The following is a 22,121-nucleotide window of genomic DNA, read 5'->3' as shown; positions in this document are numbered from 1 at the left end:
ATGGCACTCAGACTGCTCGCGTATTCCCACGACACGGTGGGCCTCGGCCACCTGCGGCGCACGCTCGGCATCTGCGGGGACCTGGTCGGATGGGACCCCGCCCTCTCGGCCCTGATCGTCACCGGTTCCCCGGTGGCGGAGGGATTCCACCTGCCCGACCGGGTGGACTACGTGAAGCTGCCCTCGGTGCGCAAGTGCGGCAACTCCACCTACGAATCGCGTTCGCTGAACCTGGGCTTCGACGAGCTGCGCCGCATGCGCAGCTCGGTGATCCGCGACACCACACGCGGCTTCGCCCCGGACGTGCTGCTGGTGGACAAGACCCCCGCCGGGCTCAAGGGCGAGCTGCGGGCCACCCTGGAGGACCTGAGGGAGCGCGGCAGCCGCACGCTTCGCATCCTGGGCCTGCGCGAGATCCTGGACAATCCCGCCGAGATGCGCGCCGAGTACGAACGCGAGGGGCTGTGGGACTTCATCGCCGAACACTACGACGCCGTGTGGGTGTACGGGGAGCGCGGGATCTACGACACCGTGCGCGAGTACGAGTTTCCGGAGGCGGTGGCGGCGAAGACCGCCTTCGTCGGCTATCTGCCGAAATACAACGGTCTGCTGCCCCGCGAGGCGGTGGCCTCCGAGCTGGCTTTGGAGGGGCGCCGCCTGGTGGTGGTCACCGCCGGCGGCGGCGAGGACGGCTACCCGTTGTTCGATCACTACCTGGCCGGCCTGGAGGGCGCCCCCGCGGACGCCGGCGTGCTCCACTGCCTGGTGACCGGCCCGGCCATGCCGGCCGCGCAGCAGGCGGCGCTCCGCGAGCGCGCGGCGCGGCCGGATGTGTACTTCACGAACTTCTCCGACCACATGACCTCGCTGTTCGCGGCCGCCGACCTGGTCGTGACCATGGGCGGCTACAACACGGTGACCGAGATCCTCTCCCTCCGGCGTCGCGCAGTGGTGGTGCCCCGGGTGGTGCCGCGGATGGAGCAGTTGATCCGGGCGCAGCGCCTGGCCTCGCGCGGCCTGGTCCGCATGATCCACCCCGCGGAACTCACGCCCGGACATCTCTTCGGGGTGGTCTCGGAGGAGTTGTCCGGCGGGGACAGTCCCATCACCTCCACGCTCGAATTTCGCGGCCACCAGGGGGTCCGGCAGGAACTGGCACGACTCCTGAAGCTCCGCGAACCCGACGGGGTGCGGGACACGCACACCGTGGATGGGGCGAGGGCGAGCGCATGAAGATCCTGTACGTGAACTCGGACCCCGGCGTGCCGCTCTACGGCTCCAAGGGGGCCTCGGTGCACCTGCGCTCCATGGCCGGGGCGCTGGCGCGCGCGGGCCACGAGGTGCGGGTGCTGTCCGAGCGCCTGGGGCCGAAGCCCCCGATGGCCGGGGACGGGCCGGCCTTTCGAGTCGGCGCCTTCCCCGCCGGCCACGTGGACGCCCTCGATCCCGAATCGGCCGCGCTGCGCCGCAACGGCGACGTCCGCGAGCACCTGGTGTGCGAAGCGCTCGGCTGGCAGCCGGACTTCCTGTACGAACGCTACTCGCTGTGGGGCCGCGCCGGAGTGGACGCCGCACGGATGCTGGGGCTGCCCCTGGTCCTGGAGGTGAACGCGCCGCTGGTGGACGAGGCGACGCTCTACCGCGGCCTGCGCCACGCCGACGACGCCCGGCGCCTGGCACGGCACGTCTTCGAGCACGCCTCCGTGGCGCTGGCTGTTTCCAGTGCGGTGGCGGGGCACGTGTGCAGCCTGGGTGCCTCGCCCGCGCGGGTGCGGGTGATGCCCAACGCGGTGGAGCGCGGTCTCTTCGAGAGCCTTCCCCCGCGGGTCGCGGGCCACGGACAGGCGGCGGGGGACACCCTCACCCTCGGCTTCTGCGGCGGCTTGCGCCCGTGGCACGGCGTCAGCGACCTGGCGCGGATCTTCCTGCGCGTCCGCTCCACGGTGCCCGCCGTTCGCCTGCTCGTGGTGGGCGACGGTCCGGCCCGCGCCGAACTGGAGCAGGCCATGGCCGCCGCCGGGGCTGCCGACGCGCTGGAGCTCACCGGCGCCGTGGGTCACGCGGAGGTGCCCGCGCACCTGGCTCGGATGGACGTGGCCCTGGCGCCCTACCCGCCGCTGGAGCCGTTCTACTTTTCACCGCTGAAGCTGTTTGAGTACCAGGCTGCCGGCCTGCCGGTGGTGGCTTCCCGGCAGGGCGATCTTCCGGAATACGTGCGGCACGGCGAGACCGGGTTCCTCTACCCGCCCGGGCACGTGGAAGCCGCCTCGCGCATGGTCCTCGAGCTGCACGCCGACAGGGCGATGGCAGCCAGGGTGGGAGCCGCGTCACGGGCGGGGGTCCTGCGGGACCACACCTGGGACTGCCGCGCCGCCGAGGTGGCGCGGATCGTCATGGAGCTGGCGTCCCCGCGCCGGGTGGCGTCATGAGTCCGGCCGCGGCTGCGCGACGGTTTCCCGCACGCCGGTTCCGGGCGCGCTGGTTCCTCGCGCGCCGGCTCCAGGCGGGACGGGTCACCGCGGGGCGGAGCGCCTGCCTGATCGCGGGCCTGATCGCGAGCCTGGCCGCGGGGCCTCCCGCGGGTTCCACCGCCACGTTTGCGCTCACCGGTCGCACGCAGGTGGAGGGCGGCTACACCTCCAGCCTGTTTGCCGGAGAGGCCAGCCCCACCCCCGACCGCTTCGCCGTGCTCCTCGCGGGCCTTGGCCTGCGTGCCCGGGGCGCGTCGGGGGCCCGCGTGGATCTCAACCTGACCGCCGCTGCGGAGCGCTACGACCAGTGGACGCAGCGTAACGCTGAGCGCTACGAGGCCGAGCTGCGGGCGCGCGCGGGCGCCTGGAGGGCGCGTGCCCGTGGGCGGTACTCACCGGAGGTGTTGCTGTTCCCGGACGCCACGGGCGGGGCGCGCTACCGCGACCGCGAGGGCGTGCTGGAGATGGAGCTGAGGCCGCGTGCAGGGCTCGTTGCGGGCCTGGAACTCCGCTCCCGCGGCGAGCGCTTCGACGCCTCGCACGCCGGGCGCACCAGCGTGCGCAACCGCTGGAGCTACCTCGCGGGATGGGAGCCGGCGCCGGCCACGCGGGCCGCGATCCGATTCGAGAACGAGCGCAGCCGCGCGGACGACTCCAACTACGACTTCTACGAGAACAACCTGGGGCTCTCCGCGGAGGCCCCCGTGGGGCCGGTGGAAGTCCGGCTCGAGACCGTGCAGGGAGTGAGGAACTATTTCCCGGCGAGCCTGTTCGGGACCAACTACCGCCGGCACGACCGCGAGCAGACCTACCGCCTGGAGGTTTCCCGGGACGTGTCCCCCGAGGTACGCATCGTGTTCTCGGAAGAATACCGGCGCCGCGATTCCACGCGGGACTACCGCGATTACCGTCAAAACACCGTGCGCCTCGCGCTGCAAGGGCGCCTTGGACGCTGAATCTCCCCTGGCCGGACCGGAGGTACCTTTCATGAACCTGACGCTGCCCCGTAGACTCGCGATATGGACCGCGGCGGTGGCCGCCGTACTGGCCGGCACGACCCACGCCCAGCCCGCGCCGAGCGCGTGGCCCATGTACCACGCTTCGTCCAGCCACCTGGGCCGCTCCGCCGCCGCGTCGCTGGCTGCGCCCACCCCGCGCTGGAGCCGGGCGCTGCCGGACAGCATCTGGGGATCCTCGCCGGTGCTGGGTCCGGGGCACGTGGCCTACGTGGGGTGCATGGACTCCGCGCTGTACGCCGTGTACACCACCACCGGGGCGGTGAAGTGGAAGTTCAAGGCCGGCGGCGCGCTGCAGTACTCCTCGCCGGCGGTGGCCTCCGACGGGACCGTGTACATCGGAGGCATGGACTCCACCTTCTACGCGGTGGAGCCGACCGGGATGCTGAAGTGGAAGTTCAAGGCCGGCAGCACCGTGCGCTCCTCGCCGGCGATCGCCGCGGACGGCACCGTCCACGTGGGCTCGGGGGACCAGAACGTGTACGCGTTCAACCCGAACGGCACGCTCAAGTGGACCCGCCCCACGGGTGGAAATGTGCGCTCCTCGCCGGCCCTCGGACCGGACGGCACCGTGTACGTGGGCAGCGACGACGGGTTCCTGTACGCGCTCCATCCCGTCGACGGCACGGTGGTGTGGGCGGCGGCGCTGGGCTCCGGCGTGGACCTGGCCTCGCCCACGGTGGGGCCGGACACCACGATCTACATCGGCGCCACCAGCGGGCTGTTCTACGCGATCCGTCCCAACGGCACGCTCAAGTGGGTGGTGAACGCCAAGCACACCATGTACTCCGCGCCGGCCATCGCGCCCGGCGGGGACGTGGTGATCACGATGGGCAGCGACATCTGGGACCTCGACCCCGCCACCGGGAAGATCAACTGGAAGTTCGTCGCCACGGGACTGGTCCGCACCGCGGCCGCGGTGGCAGCGGATGGGACCATCTACGGCGGCAGCGCCGACGGGAACCTCTATGCCCTCACGGCCGCCGGCGCTCTCAGGTGGACCTACCTGGCCGGAGGGCCCGTGTATTCCTCTCCCGCCGTGGACGCCGATGGCTCGGTGTACTTCGGCTCCTTCGACGGGCGCCTGCACTCCCTGGGCTCTTCCGTGGTGGCCGCGCCCGACACCCGCGGCCCCGCGCGGCTCGCCCTGTCCGTGCCCACACCCAACCCCACGCGGGGCGGAGCGCAACTGGCCTTCAGCGCCCCCGCGGCAGGCCGCGGCACGCTCGACGTGCTCTCGGTGGACGGGCGCCGGGTACGGCGCCTCTACGACGGCGCCGTGGACAATTTCACCCGCAGCGTCCAGTGGGACGGCCGCGACGAGTCCGGGAGCCTGGCGACGCCGGGCATCTACTGGGCCGCGCTCCACGCCGGCAGCGGGATGGTGACGCGCCGCCTTACGGTGGTGCGGTAGGAGCCGGCATGGAGGACCTCCCGACCCTGCGCTTCCGTGCCGCCCTGCTGGCACTGACGTTCGCCGCGCCGCTGCTGGCGGGATGCGGGCTGTCGCGACAGGCGCCGCTGGTCTTCCGCGCGTCGAACTACGCCCTGGCGGGCCGCGTGTACCGTCATGGCCGCCCGGTGGCCGATTTCCCGGTGCGCCTGTACGACCAGAACGAGGTGACGCTGCTGGACTCCGTGCGCACCGACGAGGCCGGCGACTACGGCTTCCGTTTCGCGCCCGGGGGGGAGATCGAGGTGCGCGTCGGCGGGACGCAGGCCTCCGACTTCTCGTACGTGCGCGTGATCCGCACGCGCGCATCCGCCGACCAGCGCGACAGCCTGCCGCCCATGGATCTCACCGCGTTCGGCTGCTCGGCCACGGCACCCACGGCCTCGGCCCTGCCCGCGCCGACGTTCTCCGCCCCGCTCACCTTTCGATGGGTGCAGGCCGAAGGACAGCCCGGGGCGAGGTACCAGGTCCGGATCCGCGACGCGGCGGACTCCACGGTGTGGGAGTCGACCCGCGGCCACTTCACCACCGCGGTGTTCAACGGCCTGGGCACGGCGGGGCCATATGCCGGCCTGCAGGTTCCGCCCGGCACGTACAGCTGGCGGGTGAAGGTGCACCTGGACAACCACGTGCAGGCGGCCACGGAAGTCCGTAGCCTCACGTTCACGGAGGTCCGGCCGTGAGCCGCCCGTCCATGACCCGTGCGCCCCGGAGCCGCACGCTCGACACCGGCACGCCCGACACCTGCACGCCCGACACCCGCACGCCCGACACCCGCACGCCCGACACCTGCACGCCCGACACCCGCACGCCCGCGAACCGACTGCCCGTCGTCGCCTACGTGGTGAAGATGTTCCCCCGCTTCAGCGAGACGTTCATCGTGAACGAGATCCTGGAGCTGGAGCGCCGCGGCCAGGAACTGGTGATCTACTCGCTCAAGACGCCGCCGCCCGGGCCGCGCCACGACACCGTGGCCCGGGTGAAGGCCCGCGTGGTGTACCTGCCGCAGTCTCCGTGGCGCGCGGTGGCGCCCATCGCCACGGCGCACTTCGCGCTGTTGCGGCGCAGCCCGGGCCGCTACCTGGGCACGCTGGGCTACGTGCTGGAACGCGCCAGCTGGCCGGCGTTCAAGCGTTTCCTGCAGGCCGGGGTGCTGGTGCGCGACGCGGGGCCACGGGAGGTCCGGCACCTGCATGCGCATTTCGCCACCAGCGCCACGCAGGTGTCCATGCTGGCCGCGCGCCTGTCGGGCGTGACCTACAGCTTCACCGCGCACGCCAAGGACATCTACCTCGACCGGCTGGACGTGGACCACCTGCGCGCCAAGCTGCTTGAGGCGAGCTTCGCGGTGACGGTGAGCGACTACAACCTGCGCCACCTGGAGCGAATCTGCGGCCGCGAGGCCGCCGGGCGGGTGGTGCGCATCTACAACGGCATCGACATTGACCGGTTTCGCGGAGTGGGCGAGGCGCGCGAGCCGGGGTCCGTCCTGTGCATCGGACGGCTGGTGGAGAAGAAGGGCATCGCCGACTTGTTGGAAGCGTGCGCGCTGCTGCTCCGGCGGGGCGCGGATTTCCGCGTTCGAGTGGTGGGTGAGGGCCCGCTGCGCGAGCCGCTGGAGACGCGCGCCCGCGAGCTGGGCCTGGCCGGCCGGGTGCACTTCACCGGTGCGCTGCCGCAGGAGCAGGTCGCCTCGGACCTGCGGCGGGCCGCGGTCTTCGCGCTGCCCTGCATCGTCGCCGCCGACGGCAACCGCGACGGGCTGCCCACGGTGATCCTCGAGGCCATGGCCTCCGGCACGCCCGTGATCTCCACCCGCGTCACCGGGGTCCCGGAGATGGTGCAGGACGGCGTGACCGGCGTGGTGGTGGAGCCCAACCAGCCCGAGGCGCTGGCGGCGGCGCTGGAGCGGATCCTGACCGATCCCGCACTGGCCGCGCGCATGGGCGCCCAGGCACGCCGCGCGGTGGAGGAGAAGTTCCAGTTGCGCGCCAACGCCGGGGAACTGCACCGGCTCATCCTGCAGGTGGTGGCGCGCGACCACAGAGCCGTGCTGCTTGCCGCCGAAGCGGATCGGTCACCCGGACCCGACCGGGAGCCGGCGGCCGGCATGGCGGTGCCCGGCGAAGCGAGGCACGCGTGAGCACCTTCCGCGGCAGGGAGGCGGCATGAACGCCCCGGGCGACCTGGGCGGTTTCCGGCGGCTGTGGCCGCACTTCGCGCCCTACGTGCGCCGCGAGCGCACCGGCCTGGCGCTGGCGGCCCTGGCGTCCGTGGGCCTCACCGCCAGCGAGCTGCTGCAGCCCTGGCCGCTCAAGCTGGTCTTCGACTACGCGCTGAAGCTGCCCCGGCACGGCTCGGTTCGCGGGCCGCTGGCGCCGCTGGCCGCGTGGACCCCCGACTCGCTGCTGCTGCTCTCCGCGGGGATCCTGCTGGCCGCCGCCGCCCTGTCCGGGCTGTTCGGCTATGGCCAGACGTTCTTCCTGTCGCGCGCCGGCCAGCGCATCGTGACCTCGCTGCGCGAGCGCATGTTCGACCATCTCCAGCGGCTCTCGCTGGCATTCCACCGCGGCAGTCGTACTGGCGACCTGCTGGTGCGCCTCACCGGCGACGTCAACGTGCTCTCCGACGTCCTGGTGGAAGCCTCCATGCAGGTCGCCGGGCGGCTGACCCTCGTCGTGGGCATGCTGACGGTGATGTTTCTCGTGGACGCCCCGCTCACGCTGGCGGCCGTCTCGGTGCTGCCGTTCATGGCGTGGGTGGTGCACCGCTACTCGCGGCGCATCCGCCAGGCGGCGCGCAGCCAGCGCAGGCGGGAGGGCGCCATCGCCTCGCGCGCCGGCGAGGCCATCGCCCACATCGCCCTGGTGAAGGCGTTCTCGCGCGAGGCCGAGGAGGGGCGGCGCTTTTCGGAGGAGAGCCGCGCGGTGCTGGACACCGGCGTGCGCGCCAGCCGCCTCCAGGCCACCATGCAACGGGGCGTGGAAGTGCTGGTGGCCGCGGGGACCGGCGCGGTGCTGTGGTTCGGCGTGCACCGGGTGATCGCCGGCCGGCTCACCCCGGGCGACCTGCTGGTGTTCACCGCCTACCTGAAGCAGATGTACCGGCCCATCCGCGACATGGCGGTGCTGGTCAACCGCCTGTCCAAGGCCCATGCCTGCGCTGAGCGCGTGGCCGACATCCTGGAGTCCGAGCCGGAGGCGGAGGAGCGGCCCGGCCTGGCACTCGCCCCGCGCTTGCGGGGGGAGGTGGCGTACGAGGCGGTGGGCTTTTCCTACCGCGACGGTGAGCCGGTGGTGCGCGACGTGTCCTTCCGCGTCCCCGCCGGGGCGCGCGTGGCGGTGGTCGGTCCCACCGGCAGCGGCAAGTCCACGCTGGTCGGCATGCTGGCCCGCTTCCACGAGCCGCGATCCGGGCGCGTGACGGTGGACGGCCACGACCTGCGCAGCTTCACGTTGCGCTCGGTGCGCGAACAGGTGAGCCTGGTGCTGCAGGAGCCGATGCTCTTCGGCGGGACACTGCGCGACAACATCGCCTACGGGCGGCTGGAGGCCACGCAGGCCGAGATCGAGGCGGCCGCGCGCGCGGCGCAGATCCACGAGTTCATCGAGAGCCTCCCCGAGGGCTACGACACCGCCGTGAGCGAGCGGGGCGCCACGCTCTCCGGCGGGCAGAAGCAGCGCCTCGCCGTGGCCCGCGCCATCCTGCGCGACGCGCCGCTGCTGATCCTGGACGAGCCCACCACCGGGCTGGACGCCGAGAGCGAGGCCGCGGTGCATGCCGCGCTGCAGGCCCTGAGCCGCGGGCGAACCACATTCCTCATCACGCACCGCCTGGCGACCGTGGCCAACGCGGACCTGATCGTGGTCCTGGAGGACGGCCGGCTGGCCGGCGCTGGGTCCCACGCCGAGCTGCTGGGCACCTGTGACCTGTACCGCCGCCTGGTGAATCACGAGCTTGCGGGCCATGGAACCCTGGTCGGGTAGCCCCGGGGAGTTCCGGGTGCGGGCGGGCAGGCGCACCGGCGATCCGGTCGTCGCCGCCGATGCCGGGGCCGTCGCGGGCGGTTCCGCCGTCGCGGGCGGCGCGCGCTCCGCCGTGGATGTGTCCCACCTCCCCGCGGACCCCGCCCTCCCCGGGCTCGCGTGGATCGCGACGGGAGGTGGCGGCGCGGCGCCGCCGGCATGCCTGCTTCGGCGGCTCGAGCTGGTGAAGCACCGCCCGGGCAGGCGGATGGTGCTGCGCGCGGTCGCGCCGGGAGCGCACCCGGAGGCGGCGGGGCGGCCCTGCGGAGAGCGCGACGTCTTCCTCAAGCTCTACCACAATGCCCGCGGTGAGCGCCTGGCCCAGCGCCACGGCGAATTGCGGCGGATGAGCGCACGTGGAGCGGTGGCGTTCCGCGTTCCGCCGGTGGTCGGCTTCTGGCCCGCCGCGCGGACGCTGGCGCTGGGCGGCGTGCCGGGCGAGCCGATCGCGGCGCTGCCCGAAGCGGACCTGGCGCGCGCCGCGGAAGCGGCGGGCGAGGCGCTGGCGTCCCTGCACGAATCGGGCTGGCAGCCGGGAAGGGCCTGGTCGCTGGAGGAGGAAGTCGGGGTGCTGGTGCGCTCGATGGGCGAAGGAGCGGCCGCCTTCTCGCACCTCCCCCGCGCGCTGCGCGGCGTCGAGGGATCCCCCGTGCCGCTGCACCGTGACTTCCACCCGGGGCAGGTCCTGTGGGGCGGCCCCCACGGTGTGGCCATCCTGGACTGGGATGACGCCGCCTCCGGCGCCGCCGCCATTGACGTGGGGAACTTCGTGGCGCACTTGGAACTGGAGGCGCTGCGCCACGCGGAGCGGGCGGAATCGTACCGGCTCTCCTCTCGGTTGTTCGCCACGGCCTACTTCCGCGCGCGCGGCACCCACCCGTGGGCGGAACTGCCGGCGTTCATCGCCTCGACCCTGGTGCGTCTCGCGGGAATCGCGCTGGAGCGGCGGGGGGATGAACGGGAGGCGGAGGCGCTGCGCGGGAGGGCCCGGGAGGTGCATCCGGATTGAAGCGGGCGGCCGGGAGGCGCCCGGCCCGGCCACCACGGGCCCCGCTCCCAGGTTCCTTCCCGGGGCGTCAGGAGGGGACCGGCACCTTCTCCCGCAACACCCCTTCCCCCGCCTTCACCGGAACCTGCACCACCATCAGCGTCATGTCGTCCGCCAGCTCGGAGCCGCCGGAGAAGCGGTGCACTTCGTCACGCAGGCAGCCCGCCAGTTCCTCGCCGCTCCAGTGGCGCGGGGCCCGGGTCAGGAACTCCTCGAGTCGTTCCTCCCCGAACAGCCGGCCGGCGGAGTCCACCGCCTCGGTGACGCCGTCGGTGTAGAGCACCAGGCGGTCGCCGGGGGCCAGCCGGGTGAAGCCATCGAAGAGACGGGCGTCGTGGAACGAGCCCAGGATCAGGCCGCCGTCGGCCAGGGTTTCCACCCGGCCCGAGGCGCGGTGCAGCATGGGCGGGTTGTGACCGGCGTTGCAGTAGGTGAGCTCCAGCGTACCGAGGTCCAGGCAGCCCAGGAAGCAGGTGGCGAAGCGGCCCTCGGCGCCGCTCTGGAGCATCAGCTGGTTGATGCGCGCCAGCATGTCGCTCACGCTGCGGAGCTCGTGGGCCTGGGTGCGCAGCGACGCCTGCATCATGCTCATGATCAGCGCCGCGGGCACGCCCTTGCCGCTCACGTCGGCCACCACGAAGAGCGCGCAGGTACCCAGGTCCAGCACGTCGAAGTAGTCGCCGCCGACCTCCCGCGAGGGCTGGTTCAGCCCGAACACCTCCACGCGCTCCCAGACCGGGAAGCTGGAGGGCAGGTAACCGGTCTGGATCTGGCGGGCCAGCGCCAGCTCCTCCTCCAGCGCCACGCGGCGCAGGCTCTCGGCGTACAACGTGGCGTTGCGCATCGCCGCGCCCGTCTGGTTGGCCAGCGTGGACAGCAGCGCCAGGTCCTCGTTGGTGAACCGCCCGCGGGTGTGCTTGCGGCCCAGCGCCAGCACCCCCAGGACGTTGCCGCCGTGCTCCACCGGAACGAACAGTTGCAGCCCGGATCCGCCCGCTGCCAGCCGGAAGGCCTCGGCGGACACCCGGTCGGGCCAGCCCGGCGTGGACGGGTCCGAGAGGTCGCGCAGGTCCTGGGGCCCCTCGCCCAGAGTCTCCGCGAGCAGCAGCTCACCGCAGCGCGTGATCCTGGGATCTCCCGCCAGCTCGCGGCCGGGCTGTGCACGCCTCTCGCTGTCATAGGCCGCGAGCGGGACGAACCCCACGCCGTCGCGCCGGAACAGGGCGCAGCGCTCCACCAGCAGGGACTCCCCCACCGACCCGGCCAGCCGCTCGGCGAGCGCGCGGATGTCCAGGATGGTCACGATGTCGCGCGAGAGCGCCTGCAGCACCGTGCGCCCCTCCCGTCGGTCGCGGCCGAGGTAGCCCTCCACCACGTCCTCCACGCGCTGCACCAGCGGCTGCAGCGTGGAGAGCGCCAGCACCAGCAGCAGCGGCTCCACCAGGCGCCAGTCGAACGCGCCCCACCGGGTGAACACGTCCTTCACGAAGCCGGAGACCAGGATGGTGGCCATGGACAGCGCCAGCGCGGGCAGCAGGAACAGGATGCTCCGCCGCAGGATCAGTCCGGCGTCCAGCAGCTTGTGGCGGACGATGGCGTAGGCGATCGAGCCCGAGCCCAGCGCCAGCGCCACCGCCACCAGGGCCGGCCGCAGGCCGCCCTGGACGAAGGCCCGGATGCCGAAGATGTTGGGCAGTGGCTCGGCCAGCACGTACAGGCCCAGGCACAACCCCAGGCCCCAGGCCATCACGCGCAGTTGCGCCTTGAGCCTCGGGCTGCGCATCTCCGCGAGGCGTCCCCACAGCACCGCCGCGGTGCCACCCACGTAGGCCAGGTTCACCAGCGAGAACAGGAACACGTGTGCGTCGTAGAAGAGCATCAGCACCAGGCGCAGGGTGCGCACCGGCCCGCCCAGCCAGTCGGAGGAGCCCCGCGGGCTGGGCAGGAAGAACGTCCCCTGGCTCTGCTCCGCCACCACCGCCAGCGCCAGGTGGATGATGTAGGGCAGGAAGATCAGCGCCCCCACCGAGGGGATACGCCGGAACCACTTCACTTCCTGGGGGAAGAGCAACACGAACAGCAGCAGCGACGGGAAGAAAAACTGCCACACCAGGGTGATGTAGCGGCCGAGGTCGGCCTGGGCGCGACTCACCGGGGCGTTCACGGCGCGAGCGGAAAGCTCCACGCCGACCTCCAGGGAGGCCAGCCCGGCGAAGGCGAGCATCACCGCGGCGACACGGTTCAGCCTCTGGCGCGGGTCGGCGCGGAAGAGCGCCACGCCCAGCACCATGATGAGCGCACCCAGCGAAAAGCTCAGGGCGGCGCCCCACAGAAGGAGGGGCATTCCTGGGGATCCTCCGGGGAGTGTCGGCCGTGGCCGTGGGACAGCGCATCCCACTATATCCAAGGACGTGCGGCGGGGCCAGCGGGTTGCCGTGAATGCGCTGCCGAAAGGAAGTTACCGGGAGATAACCGCGCGGGAAAGCCGGGGATTCGCCCTGGATCGCCGGGCCGGGACTGCGGCTACCGGACCGCTGCGGGCTCCGATTTCGTCGCCCGCCGCCACCACCGCAGCCAGCGGGTGCGGCGCCGGCCCAGGAGGCCATGCAGGGCGGCACGCAACTCGACGATCGAGAGGTTGCGCCGAAGCTCGCCGTCCACGGCGAGCGAGACGTCCCGGCGCTCCTCGCTCACCACCACCACCACGGCGTCGGTCTCCTCGGCGAGGCCCAGGGCGGCGCGATGCCGCATCCCCATGCGCGGCGCGGGCGGCAGGTTCTGCGAGAGGGGCAGGATGCTGCCGGCGGAGAGCAGGGTGTCGCCCGAGATCATCACCGCGCCGTCGTGCAGCGGGGAGCCGGGCGTGAAGATGGTCACCAGCAGCTCGGAGCGCACATGGGCGTCCAGCCGCGAGCCGGTCTCCACGTAGTTCATCAGGCCGATGTCGCGCTCCAGCACGATCAGCCCGCCCCACTTGCGCTCGGAGAGCTGCTCCACGGCGCGCGCCACCTCGTGCAGCACGCCGCGCTGGCCCACGCGGAACAGCTGCGACAGGATGGGCACCTGCCCCAGCTGCGCCAGCGCGCCGCGCAGCTCGGGCTGGAAGATGACCACGAAGGCCACCACCCACACCGTCTTCAGTGTGTTGAAGATCCAGTTGAGCGCGGAGAGCTGGAGGTACTGCGCCAGCATGGACACCAGCACGATGAAGATCAGGCTGGCGAACATCTGGGCCGCGCGCGTGCCCTTCACCCGCAGGAAGAGGCGGTAGAAGAGGAAGGCGACCAGGAGGATGTCGAGGACATCCAGGAACCAGTGCTGGTGCAGGTGGAACATGATCGGAGTCTACCAGACCGCGAGCCGGTTCAGATACCCCAGCCGCGCACGGCGTCGCGGAATCCCTGGGCCCGGCGGCGCTCGTCCTCGGTGGCCTCGGCCATGTCGTGCAGGCCGTACTCCAGCTCGAGCTCCAGGGCGTCGTGGAAGCAAGTGATGGCCTGGTCCAGGTGGACGTCGCGTTCGCGCGGGCTCAAGCCCTGGGTCTCGGCGCGGGCCACCAGGCACAGTCCCAGGTTGTGGAGGGCGCCGCTGCGCCCGGCGGCATAGTCGCCCCGGGAGAAGGCCTCGATGGCATGGCGGTAGCAGGAATCGGCCTCGACCAGCGCCGCGTCACGGCCGCCGCCGCGGCACTCCAGCAGGCTCAGGCTTCCCAGCAGCGACCAGGCCTGGCCGGCCAGGTCGGGCTCGTCCTCGGCCTCCAGCCGGGGCAGCGCGGCCTGCAGGTGGGCGCGGGCCTCGATGCGCTTCTCGGGGGCGACATCCTCGGGCCCCACCAGCGCCGTGCCCAGAATGAACCGGGCCAGCGCCGCGTCGGCCTCCTCCCGCGTCCGCACCGCCTGCGCCAGCGCATTGCGCGCCAGCTCCGCGGCCTCCCCCCACTGTTCCGACTCGAGCGCCAGGTAAGCCTGGTCCAGGTGGCTGGTCTTGCGGTCAGGTCCCATGACTTCGCACCGCCTCCGAGGTCGCCAGCGCGTCGCGCGTGGCCTTCACGTCGTGCACCCGGAAGATCCGGGCCCCGTTCTGGAAGGCGCACACGGCGGCCGCGAGGCTGCCCGCGAGGCGGTCCGTGGGCGACGCCCCCGTGACCACTCCAAGGAAGGACTTGCGGGAGACTCCGACGGCGACCGGGACGCCCAGGTCGCACAGCGCGCGCAGGCCCGCGATGAGCCGCAGGTTGTGCTCGAGCGCCTTGCCGAACCCGATGCCCGGGTCCACCGCCAGTCGCTCGCGCGGGATTCCCCGGGCTTCCGCCGCGTGCAGGCGGTCTTCGAGGAATGCGCGCACCTCAGCCACTACATCGGCATACGTCGGAGCGTTCTGCATTGTTTTCGGGCTTCCCTGCATGTGCATCAGCAGGACCGCGGCGCCGCGATCGGCGGCCAGGGCGGCCATGGCCGGATCGGCCAGGCCGGTGACGTCGTTGACCAGCGTGGCCCCCGCGTCCAGGGCCCCGCGAGCGGTCTCCACATTTCTCGTATCCACCGATACTGCAACGCCTTGTGAGACAAGCCCGGCCACCACCGGGACCACCCGGGCGGCCTCCTCCCCGGGACTCACGGGCTCCGAGCCGGGCCGGGTGCTCTCGCCGCCGACATCCACCCAGTCGGCGCCCTCGGAGCGCAGTTCCAGGCCGCGCGCGATGGCGTCCCCGGGCGCGAAGTAGCGCCCGCCGTCGAAGAACGAGTCGGGGGTGACATTGACCACACCCATCAGGGTGAAGGGGCGGTCCGGGTTCAGGATGGCGTGAACGCGCCTGGACGCGCCCGGGTCGGGGGGTGTCATGGCGGGGATTGTAGCGCAACCGCGGCGGTGGGGGGCCGCCCCGGAGCGGGCACTCGCCGCGCGGAGGCACGCCCGGGGCCAGCGCCCGGGGGCCGGGTGCACCCCGGAGGCGGCTACACCCCGAACCAGCTCGTGATCTTGAGCATGAACACGTTGTCCGGCTTGCGCTGGAAGAGGGCCTTGAAGTCGCGACGGAAGCTGAAGTCGCCCGTGGGCACGGTCTCCTCGCGGGTCTGCTGCCAGATGAAGTACAGGGTGGACCCGGGGCGGTATTCCCACCGCAGGACCGCGTTCCCGCGCAGGGAGCGGAAATTGAAGTCCGGGTTGTCCACCCGGATCTCCACGGGAGTGCCGGGGCCGCCGGGATTGATGACGTAGGTGTTCGTGGTGTCGAGCTCGATGGAGCCGCGGTCCTGCCCGTAGACGTCGAAGTCGAAGGTGCCCGGCGCACGCAGCTCCTTGAATCCGGAGTACGCCCCGGAGGAGACCAGCGGTTGCAGGTACAGCTGCAGGCTGACGCGCGGCGAGAAGGTCCAGTTCACCCGCGTGCCGAGCGACAGCGTGGTCTGATCAATGGTGGCGTACACGTACCGCCTGCCGTAGGTGGCCGTGGCGGAGGGATCCGGTGCGGTTTGCACGTACTGGGCCAGCACGTGCGAGCGGTCCAGCTCCGGCCCGACCGTGATCTGCAGTCCCGGGCGCGGGTGCACGCTCAGCCCGGCCTCGTAGGACTCCCCGTGGCCGCCGCGGTCATTCCACCAGTGATACAGCTCCGCAAACGTCGTGTAGGCCTTGCGCGAGTCCGAGAACACGCCGACCCCGAACTCATTGCCGTTGGCCGTCCGCGTGATGGGCCCGCCTCGAGTGAGCTGGTCGTTGTACACGGAGGGGGACCGGGTGAAGGTGCCATTCACGCTCCAGTAGTTGGCCAGTTCCGCGTTGGCCGAGAGCGCGTATCCGGCGGTGATGAGCTTCCCACCGTAGTTCCAGGCGTGATACGTGTACGGATAGACGCGGTAGTTGCGGAACACCTTCCCCGGACGGTCCTGCTTGTACAGGATGATCGTGGCGAAGGTGTAGCGGTCGGCGCGCGTCACGTAGCCCAGGTCGTTGGATTCGTACTCGGGGCTCATGAACTGCGTGGTGACCGATCCCAGCCAGTGCTCGCCGCTGTTCTTGGCCAGGGACAGCGCTCCCTGGTACCCGCTCAGCCACGTGCGCGTGGCGTCGTACTGCACGTGCCCCTGGTCGGGCCGCTGGAAGTAGTGTGCGCTGGAGCGCTGCGTGGCGGCGATGGCCGTGGCGCTGCCGCGCACGTAGCTCTGCGCGTAGAACCCGTCCAGCGACCACTCGCGGTTGTGCCAGGCCTGGTTGAAGTCCACTCCGCCCAGGTAGGCGGCGGAGCGCAGGCTGGAGCGGAGGTCCGGGGTCTCGAGCCCGCGGTTCGCCGCCGAGAGCAGCACCCCCACCGAGGTCATGCCGTCGCGGAGGTCGCGACGCACCCGGCCCACGAAAAAGTTCGTGGGAGGTTCCACCTCCGACTCGCCTCGCGCGCCGTCGCCGTCCACGAAACGTGCGCGCATGCGGCCGGTCACGGCGTCCAGCAACCCCAGGCTCCAGCCGCCGCGAGTCTTTCCGGTGAGCTTCACCGCGCCGAGGATGGTGCTCTGGTCCGGCTCGTCCACGTGCGCGTAGCCGTTGTCCGAGATCGAGAGATGCGGCGGGCGCCCGATGCGCCGGGAATAGATGGTCTCGCCGAACCCGAAGTTGTTCAGGCTGCGATAGCGGCCGAAGGAGAAGTAGCCCGCGCCCTCCACGAAGAAGGGTCGCTTTTCAGAATAGAACGTCTCGTAGGCGCTCAGGTTCACTTCCGCGGGGTCCACCTCCGCCTGGCCGAAGTCCGGGTTCACCGTCGCGGTCACGCTCAGGTCGCGCCCGATGTCGTAGCGCATGTCGAGCCCCATGCCGGCGAAGTAGTCGCTGCCGCTGCGGAAGGGGTTGCCGGCGGCCACGTCGCGGTACTCGGCCCGCGAGGATACATAGGGCACGATTTCGAGATGTCGCCGCGAGGGCAGCGGTCCCAGCCCGGTGAGCATCCCGTAGCGGCTGACGCCGCCGCTCTGGCTCTTGGGCGTGAAGGCGAACACGTCCAACTCCTGCTTGCGGTGGATGAAGCGCTCGAACTGCACGCCCCAGGCGGCATCCCGGGCCGCGTTGTAGTGCAGCTGCGAGAGGGGAATCCGCATCTCGGCGCACCAGCCCAGCGAGTCCACCGTGGCCGAGCCCTCCCACACCGCGTCCCACGAGCCGTCCTCGTCGCCGCTGGAGTGCACCACCGCGTCGCGCAGCGCGCCGGCGGGGTTCACGCGGAAGTTCGTGGCGGTGAGGTGGTCCCTGAAGGTGTCGAAGAACACTTCGAACAGGTCGGACTGGCTGTCCTCGTCACGGCGCGCCAGGCGGGCGCGGATCCTGGAAGGCTCGCTGTCGTACATGCGCGCCCCCACGTAGATCGCGTCGTCGTCCACCAGGACCCGTACCTCGGTGCGCTCGGAAGCCGGCTGGCCCTCCTGCGGGTCGCGCTGGCGGAAGTCGCGGAACGGGGTGGCGGAGGACCAGGAGGATTCATCGAGGCGCCCGTCCACGCGCATGGTCCCGGACGCGCGAACGGCTTTCAGGGAGGGCAGGGCGGGCGCGAGCCGCGCCAGGGAGGTGTCCGGGGAGACAACCGCGTCGGAAGCGGACCCGGTGGCTTGCGCCCGGGCGGACGGGCTCCACGGCAACAGCACCACCGCCGGAACGCAAACCAGCAGCAGCGCCAGGCACTTACGGCGCATGTGAGGGACTCCCGTCAGCGGGTCGGACGGCCTCCCGGGCCGCGCGCACAGGGACGCACCGTTCCTTGGGACGTGGCGCGACCGGGATGGGTTGCACGCGTCGGGACGGGGCTGGGTGGATCGGTGGGCAGGATACACCAGGCGGGCGGGGGCTGCCCACGCCGACGCTCGCGGGGTCCTCGGAGACCTCTTCCGGGGCGCGGGTGAGGATTGTGCCGAGTGGTTCCTACGCGTGTTGCGGGATGAGCCTTCTTGCCACCGCGGCCGCCAGCAGCACTGCGCCGAAGGTGCATACCACCGTCGCCGAGGTGGGGGTGTCGAACTTGTACGACAGGGCCATGCCGGCCACGCTCACCACCGCGGAGACTGCCCAGGCGATCGCCAGGCGGCGGCCGAAGGACTCTGCGAAGAGGGAGCCGATCACGGCGGGCACGATCAGGAAGGTGAACACCGGCAGTACTCCCACGAGGCCCACCGAGGTGGTGACCATCACGGCGAACGTGACGTAGAAGAGGAAGTCCCACGCCTTCCCGCGCGCGCCAGGGCCCACGGCAGCATCGTGGCCGGTGGAGATGGCGATGAGCGGCTTGCGTGCCAGGAGGTGGACGAGGCCCAGGCCGGCGTACACGGCGTAGAGGCGCACCACGTCCTTCGTGGAGATGGCCAGCATGTCGCCGGCCATGAAGTTCTTGAGGTCTTCGGCGCCCTCGGGGTGGCGGTTGAGGACCAGGAACACGGCGGCGTAGGACACCGCCCACACGATGCCGATGACCGCCTCCTGCGGCACGCGCCGTTCGTCGGTGCGCGCCAGGGCGAAGAGCAGCGCGCCGGCGAATGCGAACCCCAGGCTCAGGAAGTAGGTGGGCCCGGAGTGTATGTCGAGACCCATCACCATGGCCACCGCGGCGCCCAGCGTGGCGATCTGCGCCAGCGACAGGTCGAGGAAGATCACCCCCCGCCGCACCACGTGCAGCCCCATGTAGGAGTGCAGCCCGCCGATGGCCAGGCACGCCAGCAGCGGCAGCGACATCAGGACCAGGACGTCGTTCATGGCCTCAGGCCCCCCTGCCCAGCGCCTGGGACAGCAGCGAGATCTCCCGGTCGAACAGCTTGAAGAAATCAGAAGCCTCCCTGTCGCCGCCCACGGAGGAGGGCATCAGCACCACCTTCGCACCGGTCTCGCCGGCGATCTTCTCGGCCAGCCTCGGGTCGAAGTAGCGCTCCACCAGGATCAGCTTCACGCCCTCGGCGCGGATCCTCCGGGTCAGGTCCACCACGTGGTTGGCGGTGGGCGGGATACCCGGCTTGGGCTCCACGAAGTCCACCACCTGGAGGCCGAACGCCTGCGCGAAGTACGGCCACGACCGGTGGTAGGTGACCACCTTCATCCCGGAGAGCCCGATATCGGCGGCGCGCTTCTTCCAGCGCGCCACGGACGCTGCCAGTCGCGTCTTGAAGTCCGCGAACCGACCCTCGTAGTACGCCCGGTTCGCGGGGTCCACGCGCACCAGGCCCTCCAGGATCGCCTGGCCCATGGGCGCTCCGTTGGCCGGGTCCGTGTAGTAGTGCGGGTTGCCCAGCGGGTGGATGTCGCCCTGCGCGCGCGACACGCTGGCGGGCACCTCCAGCATCCTCACGTAGGCGGATGCGTCCACGAACCCCGGCGTGGCGGGCTGGATGTCCGGGTTGCGCGCGCCGGTGAGCAGGCTGGGCACCCAGCCCGCCTCCAGCTCCTTGCCGATCTGAACGAACAGGTCGGCGCGGCGCAGCTTCACCATCAGGCTCGGCTTGGCGGGCACGAAGTGCGGGTCCTGGTCGCCGCCGGAGAGGGCGGTGACATTCACCCGGTCGCCGCCGATCTCCCGGGCGATGGACGCGAGATCCGCGGTGGTGGTGACCACCTCGAGCGTCTTCGCCCCCGCGGGCGCCGGCGCGGCGGCAGGAGCGGCGAGGCACAGGAGGGCGAAGGCCGCGACGGTGGCCGGCCTGCTGGGCATGGACTTCATGGAATCACTCCTCCCGGATGGCCGGGATCGTCGTCTGCTGCCTGGACGGGTGCCCCGCGATGTGCGGCGGGCGGACTCGTCGCGATAAGCCTGGGATGGGTGCGCCACGCGCGCCCGTCGCGAGTGGCCTTGAACGGGTGCGCCCCGCACGCACGCGGCGTTCGCAATCTAGAACGGGTGCGCCCCGTGCGGACCGATGTTGAACGTCACCTTCAGGAAGCCATTCCAGTCGTCGGTGCCCGAAGCGGTGCGCACGCGCCGGACCTGGGCACTGACCAGGCTGAACTCGCTGGGTGTGAAGGTGAGGAAGCCCAGCTGCCCGGTCTGATGGCCGGTCGAGGCGAACGTCTGCGCGTAGTCGAATCGCGCGCCGACGTGCCAGCGGCGCGCGAACTGGTAGTCGGCGTAGGTGAACAGGCCGCGGCGCGTGACCTTGCCGGGCGCGGGGAGATCCGGGTACGCGTGCGCGGCACTCTCGGTGGCGCGCGCCAGGTAGCCCTCCGCCTGCCAGGTGAAGGAGCGATAGATGGCCCGCGCGGGCCGCTTCCAGCGCACCGTGAGCTCCCCGCCGAACACCTGCGCGCGGCTGTCCGACCCGGCCAGGCCGCCGGTGGCCTCCGGGCCGGTGGGCCCGTCGGCCACGGAGGCGGACAGGTTCACGTTGGTGGCGTCGTCCAGGTCCAGGAACGCGGCGGCGCGCCCGATGTAGAGCAGGTCGCCGCGCCGCTCGGTGCGCGCGAAGATGCCGCCGGACTCGCCCGTGGGCGGCACGGTCACCTCCACGTCCAGGCTGGCGTAGAAGGGCAGCGGCGCCAGGTACGACGCGGACACTCCCGTCGAGGAAAGACCCTCTCCGCCGAAGAGCGCCTCGGTGGCCAGCGGCCGGTCGGCGAAGGGGGTCTCCCCCGCGTGCGTCATGTTGAACTTGCCGAACCTGTTGCGGAATTTCCCCAGCTTGAGCCCCAGCCCGGCCGGGAGCTGTGTGAGCGTAAGGTAGCCTTCCTCGAGGTCCAGGCCGCCGTCGCCGGCCACCGACATGAAGAAGTCAGCGCGGGCGTAGGGGTCCACGTCGGCCTGCAGACCGATCTCGGCCTCGCGCAGTTCCATCGCGGGATCGGTCACGCGGCGCGAGCCCACGTTGGCCTGCAGCCAGCAGATCACGCTCAGGTTGGGGTTCAGCGCGTTGCCGGAAGCCGCCGGCGCGGGCGGGGGTGGGGCGCCGTCCTGCGCCCGGGCTGGGGGCGCGGAGAGTGCGAACACCACGAGGAAACAGGCAGAGAGCGCCAGGCGCGACCCAGGATTCATGGGTGACTCCTCGTTGGGAAGTGTCGAAGACCGGGAACGAAGTGCTCTACCGGGAGCCCGGCTTCAAGGGGTCCGGCCCGCGCAGGGCGGCCGGGAGCCCGGGGGCTCCGGGAGCGTGAGCGATGGCGTTGGCGTTGGCCCGCGACCGATGGTGCCGGAATCCGGGCCCGGGAGGGTCAGGCGGAAGGTGGGGCGCGGAGCGGAGGCCGGGCGAACGGAACGGAGACGACCGCCCGCAGGAGCGGCGGCGTGAGGGTGCGCACTGCCGGGAGCGGCTCGCAGACCGGCGCCGTGTCATTCCCGGAGACGGTCGCGGTCCGGAGGTCCTTGCACGCGTTGCAGTGACCGTCGCCTGCGTGCAGGTGGAACGGGGCAAACGCCACCCCCAGGCCGACCAGCGTCAGCAGGGAGAGCAGCGCCACGCGGGCCAGGACGGCCGGCAGGTGCCTCGGGGCGGGGCTCGAAACGTGCGTCATGACACGTATTTGGATGCGCGAAAGGGCCCCGGGTTTGCCCCGAAGTTCAGCCGGGGGGGTTCCGATAAGATGAGACATGGACATTCAGCCCTCCCAGGCCGCCGACGCCTCGACCGCCTGGCTGCCCGTTGCCGCCGTGGGAATCACGCTCCTGGTGTTCGCCGTGGCCCGCCGGGCGGAGCGCATGTATCAACGCGTCATGGACTTGAATCGTGACCGCCTGGACCTGCTGGAGCGGGGCCTGCAGTCCTCCCCGCTGCGCTCCCGGCTGGAAGCGCTGGCGCTCCAGGTGGAACACGCCGCTCCGGCCTCCGCCGCGGCGCGCAGGCTGCTGCTGTTCGTGCTGCTGGTGCAGTGGGCGGTGTGCCTCGAGGCGGTCCTGCACCGCCTGGCCACGTCCGGCTCCCCGTGGGCCTGGATGGACGCGACCTGGGTCTCCGCCCTGGTGGTCTCCAGTGGCTGGATGTGGCGCGTGGTGGGCGACGCCGCCCGGGCCGCCGAGGAAACCACCGCGCACGCGCGCCGCTACGAGTTCCTGCTGGTCAGCTCGATGCGGAAGAAATCGTAACTTCCCCGGTCTTCGATCGCCCCCCCGGGCCCTCCCCACTCATCAAAACCACATAGATCCCGATCCCCACCCTGCTA

At 71.6% G+C, this 22,121-nt stretch carries 18 protein-coding genes; 9 read left to right on the top strand and 9 right to left on the bottom strand.

All coding sequences use genetic code 11. The annotated features are described in order from the left end of the window. The 8 genes from HZB25_04280 to HZB25_04245 are packed head-to-tail and all read left to right on the top strand — an operon-like array spanning position 1 to position 9,974. A complete protein-coding gene (locus HZB25_04280) occupies positions 1-1,233 on the top strand; it encodes a glycosyltransferase (GenBank protein ID MBI5836444.1) in 1,233 nt (410 codons plus the stop codon). Beyond that, positions 1,230-2,429 (top strand): glycosyltransferase family 4 protein, encoded by a 1,200-nt coding sequence (locus HZB25_04275; protein MBI5836443.1) that lies wholly within the window; start codon positions 1,230-1,232, stop codon positions 2,427-2,429. Before HZB25_04280 ends, HZB25_04275 begins: the two co-directional genes overlap by 4 nt. Continuing rightward, a complete protein-coding gene (locus tag HZB25_04270; GenBank protein MBI5836442.1) occupies positions 2,426-3,427 on the top strand; it encodes a hypothetical protein in 1,002 nt (333 codons plus the stop codon). The genes HZB25_04275 and HZB25_04270 overlap by 4 nt, the downstream gene beginning before the upstream one ends. A 31-nt stretch (positions 3,428-3,458) precedes the next feature. Beyond that, the gene (locus HZB25_04265; protein ID MBI5836441.1) at positions 3,459-4,901 is read left to right on the top strand and encodes a PQQ-like beta-propeller repeat protein; all 1,443 of its coding nucleotides are present in this window, start codon (positions 3,459-3,461) and stop codon (positions 4,899-4,901) included. An 8-nt stretch (positions 4,902-4,909) separates the two neighbouring features. After that, complete coding sequence (locus tag HZB25_04260; GenBank protein ID MBI5836440.1) at positions 4,910-5,623, top strand: hypothetical protein; 714 nt, start codon at positions 4,910-4,912, stop codon at positions 5,621-5,623. Continuing rightward, entirely contained in the window at positions 5,620-7,083 is a 1,464-nt protein-coding gene (locus HZB25_04255; protein MBI5836439.1) for a glycosyltransferase family 4 protein, read from the top strand. Before HZB25_04260 ends, HZB25_04255 begins: the two co-directional genes overlap by 4 nt. A 25-nt stretch (positions 7,084-7,108) precedes the next feature. Next, complete coding sequence (locus HZB25_04250) at positions 7,109-8,926, top strand: ABC transporter ATP-binding protein (GenBank protein MBI5836438.1); 1,818 nt, start codon at positions 7,109-7,111, stop codon at positions 8,924-8,926. Further along, complete coding sequence (locus HZB25_04245) at positions 8,907-9,974, top strand: phosphotransferase (GenBank protein ID MBI5836437.1); 1,068 nt, start codon at positions 8,907-8,909, stop codon at positions 9,972-9,974. The genes HZB25_04250 and HZB25_04245 overlap by 20 nt, the downstream gene beginning before the upstream one ends. Before the next feature lie 67 nt (positions 9,975-10,041). Here the strand turns inward: HZB25_04245 and HZB25_04240 are convergent, their stop codons facing one another. From HZB25_04240 to HZB25_04200, 9 genes are all read right to left on the bottom strand, one after another. Beyond that, positions 10,042-12,357 (bottom strand): SpoIIE family protein phosphatase, encoded by a 2,316-nt coding sequence (locus tag HZB25_04240; protein ID MBI5836436.1) that lies wholly within the window; start codon positions 12,355-12,357, stop codon positions 10,042-10,044. A gap of 179 nt (positions 12,358-12,536) precedes the next feature. Next, positions 12,537-13,349: a TIGR00159 family protein gene (locus tag HZB25_04235; GenBank protein ID MBI5836435.1), complete on the bottom strand. Its 813-nt coding sequence runs from the start codon at positions 13,347-13,349 to the stop codon at positions 12,537-12,539. Between the two features lie 29 nt (positions 13,350-13,378). Continuing rightward, entirely contained in the window at positions 13,379-14,014 is a 636-nt protein-coding gene (locus tag HZB25_04230) for a hypothetical protein (GenBank protein MBI5836434.1), read from the bottom strand. Then, positions 14,004-14,855: a dihydropteroate synthase gene (gene folP / locus HZB25_04225; GenBank protein MBI5836433.1), complete on the bottom strand. Its 852-nt coding sequence runs from the start codon at positions 14,853-14,855 to the stop codon at positions 14,004-14,006. The genes HZB25_04230 and folP overlap by 11 nt, the downstream gene beginning before the upstream one ends. A 113-nt stretch (positions 14,856-14,968) precedes the next feature. After that, positions 14,969-17,689, bottom strand: a complete 2,721-nt coding sequence (locus HZB25_04220) for a carbohydrate binding family 9 domain-containing protein (protein MBI5836432.1) — start codon at positions 17,687-17,689, stop codon at positions 14,969-14,971. A 226-nt stretch (positions 17,690-17,915) separates the two neighbouring features. Next, the gene (locus HZB25_04215) at positions 17,916-18,740 is read right to left on the bottom strand and encodes a metal ABC transporter permease (protein ID MBI5836431.1); all 825 of its coding nucleotides are present in this window, start codon (positions 18,738-18,740) and stop codon (positions 17,916-17,918) included. A 4-nt stretch (positions 18,741-18,744) separates the two neighbouring features. Beyond that, positions 18,745-19,695 (bottom strand): zinc ABC transporter substrate-binding protein, encoded by a 951-nt coding sequence (locus HZB25_04210; GenBank protein ID MBI5836430.1) that lies wholly within the window; start codon positions 19,693-19,695, stop codon positions 18,745-18,747. Positions 19,696-19,863: 168 nt separating this feature from the next. After that, on the bottom strand, positions 19,864-21,000 hold the full coding sequence (locus HZB25_04205; protein MBI5836429.1) for a hypothetical protein: 1,137 nt from the start codon (positions 20,998-21,000) through the stop codon (positions 19,864-19,866). Between the two features lie 176 nt (positions 21,001-21,176). After that, complete coding sequence (locus HZB25_04200) at positions 21,177-21,476, bottom strand: hypothetical protein (GenBank protein MBI5836428.1); 300 nt, start codon at positions 21,474-21,476, stop codon at positions 21,177-21,179. Positions 21,477-21,552: 76 nt separating this feature from the next. Here HZB25_04200 and HZB25_04195 point away from each other — a divergent pair, with 76 nt between their 5' ends. Next, positions 21,553-22,044, top strand: a complete 492-nt coding sequence (locus tag HZB25_04195; GenBank protein ID MBI5836427.1) for a hypothetical protein — start codon at positions 21,553-21,555, stop codon at positions 22,042-22,044. The last annotated feature ends 77 nt before the right edge of the window (positions 22,045-22,121 follow it).

The organism is Candidatus Eisenbacteria bacterium, from assembly GCA_016235265.1.
Taxonomy (GTDB): Bacteria; Eisenbacteria; RBG-16-71-46; order RBG-16-71-46; family JACRLI01; genus JACRLI01.
The sequence above is the reverse complement of the archived record's forward strand: the minus strand, read 5'-3'. Positions and strand labels throughout refer to the sequence as shown.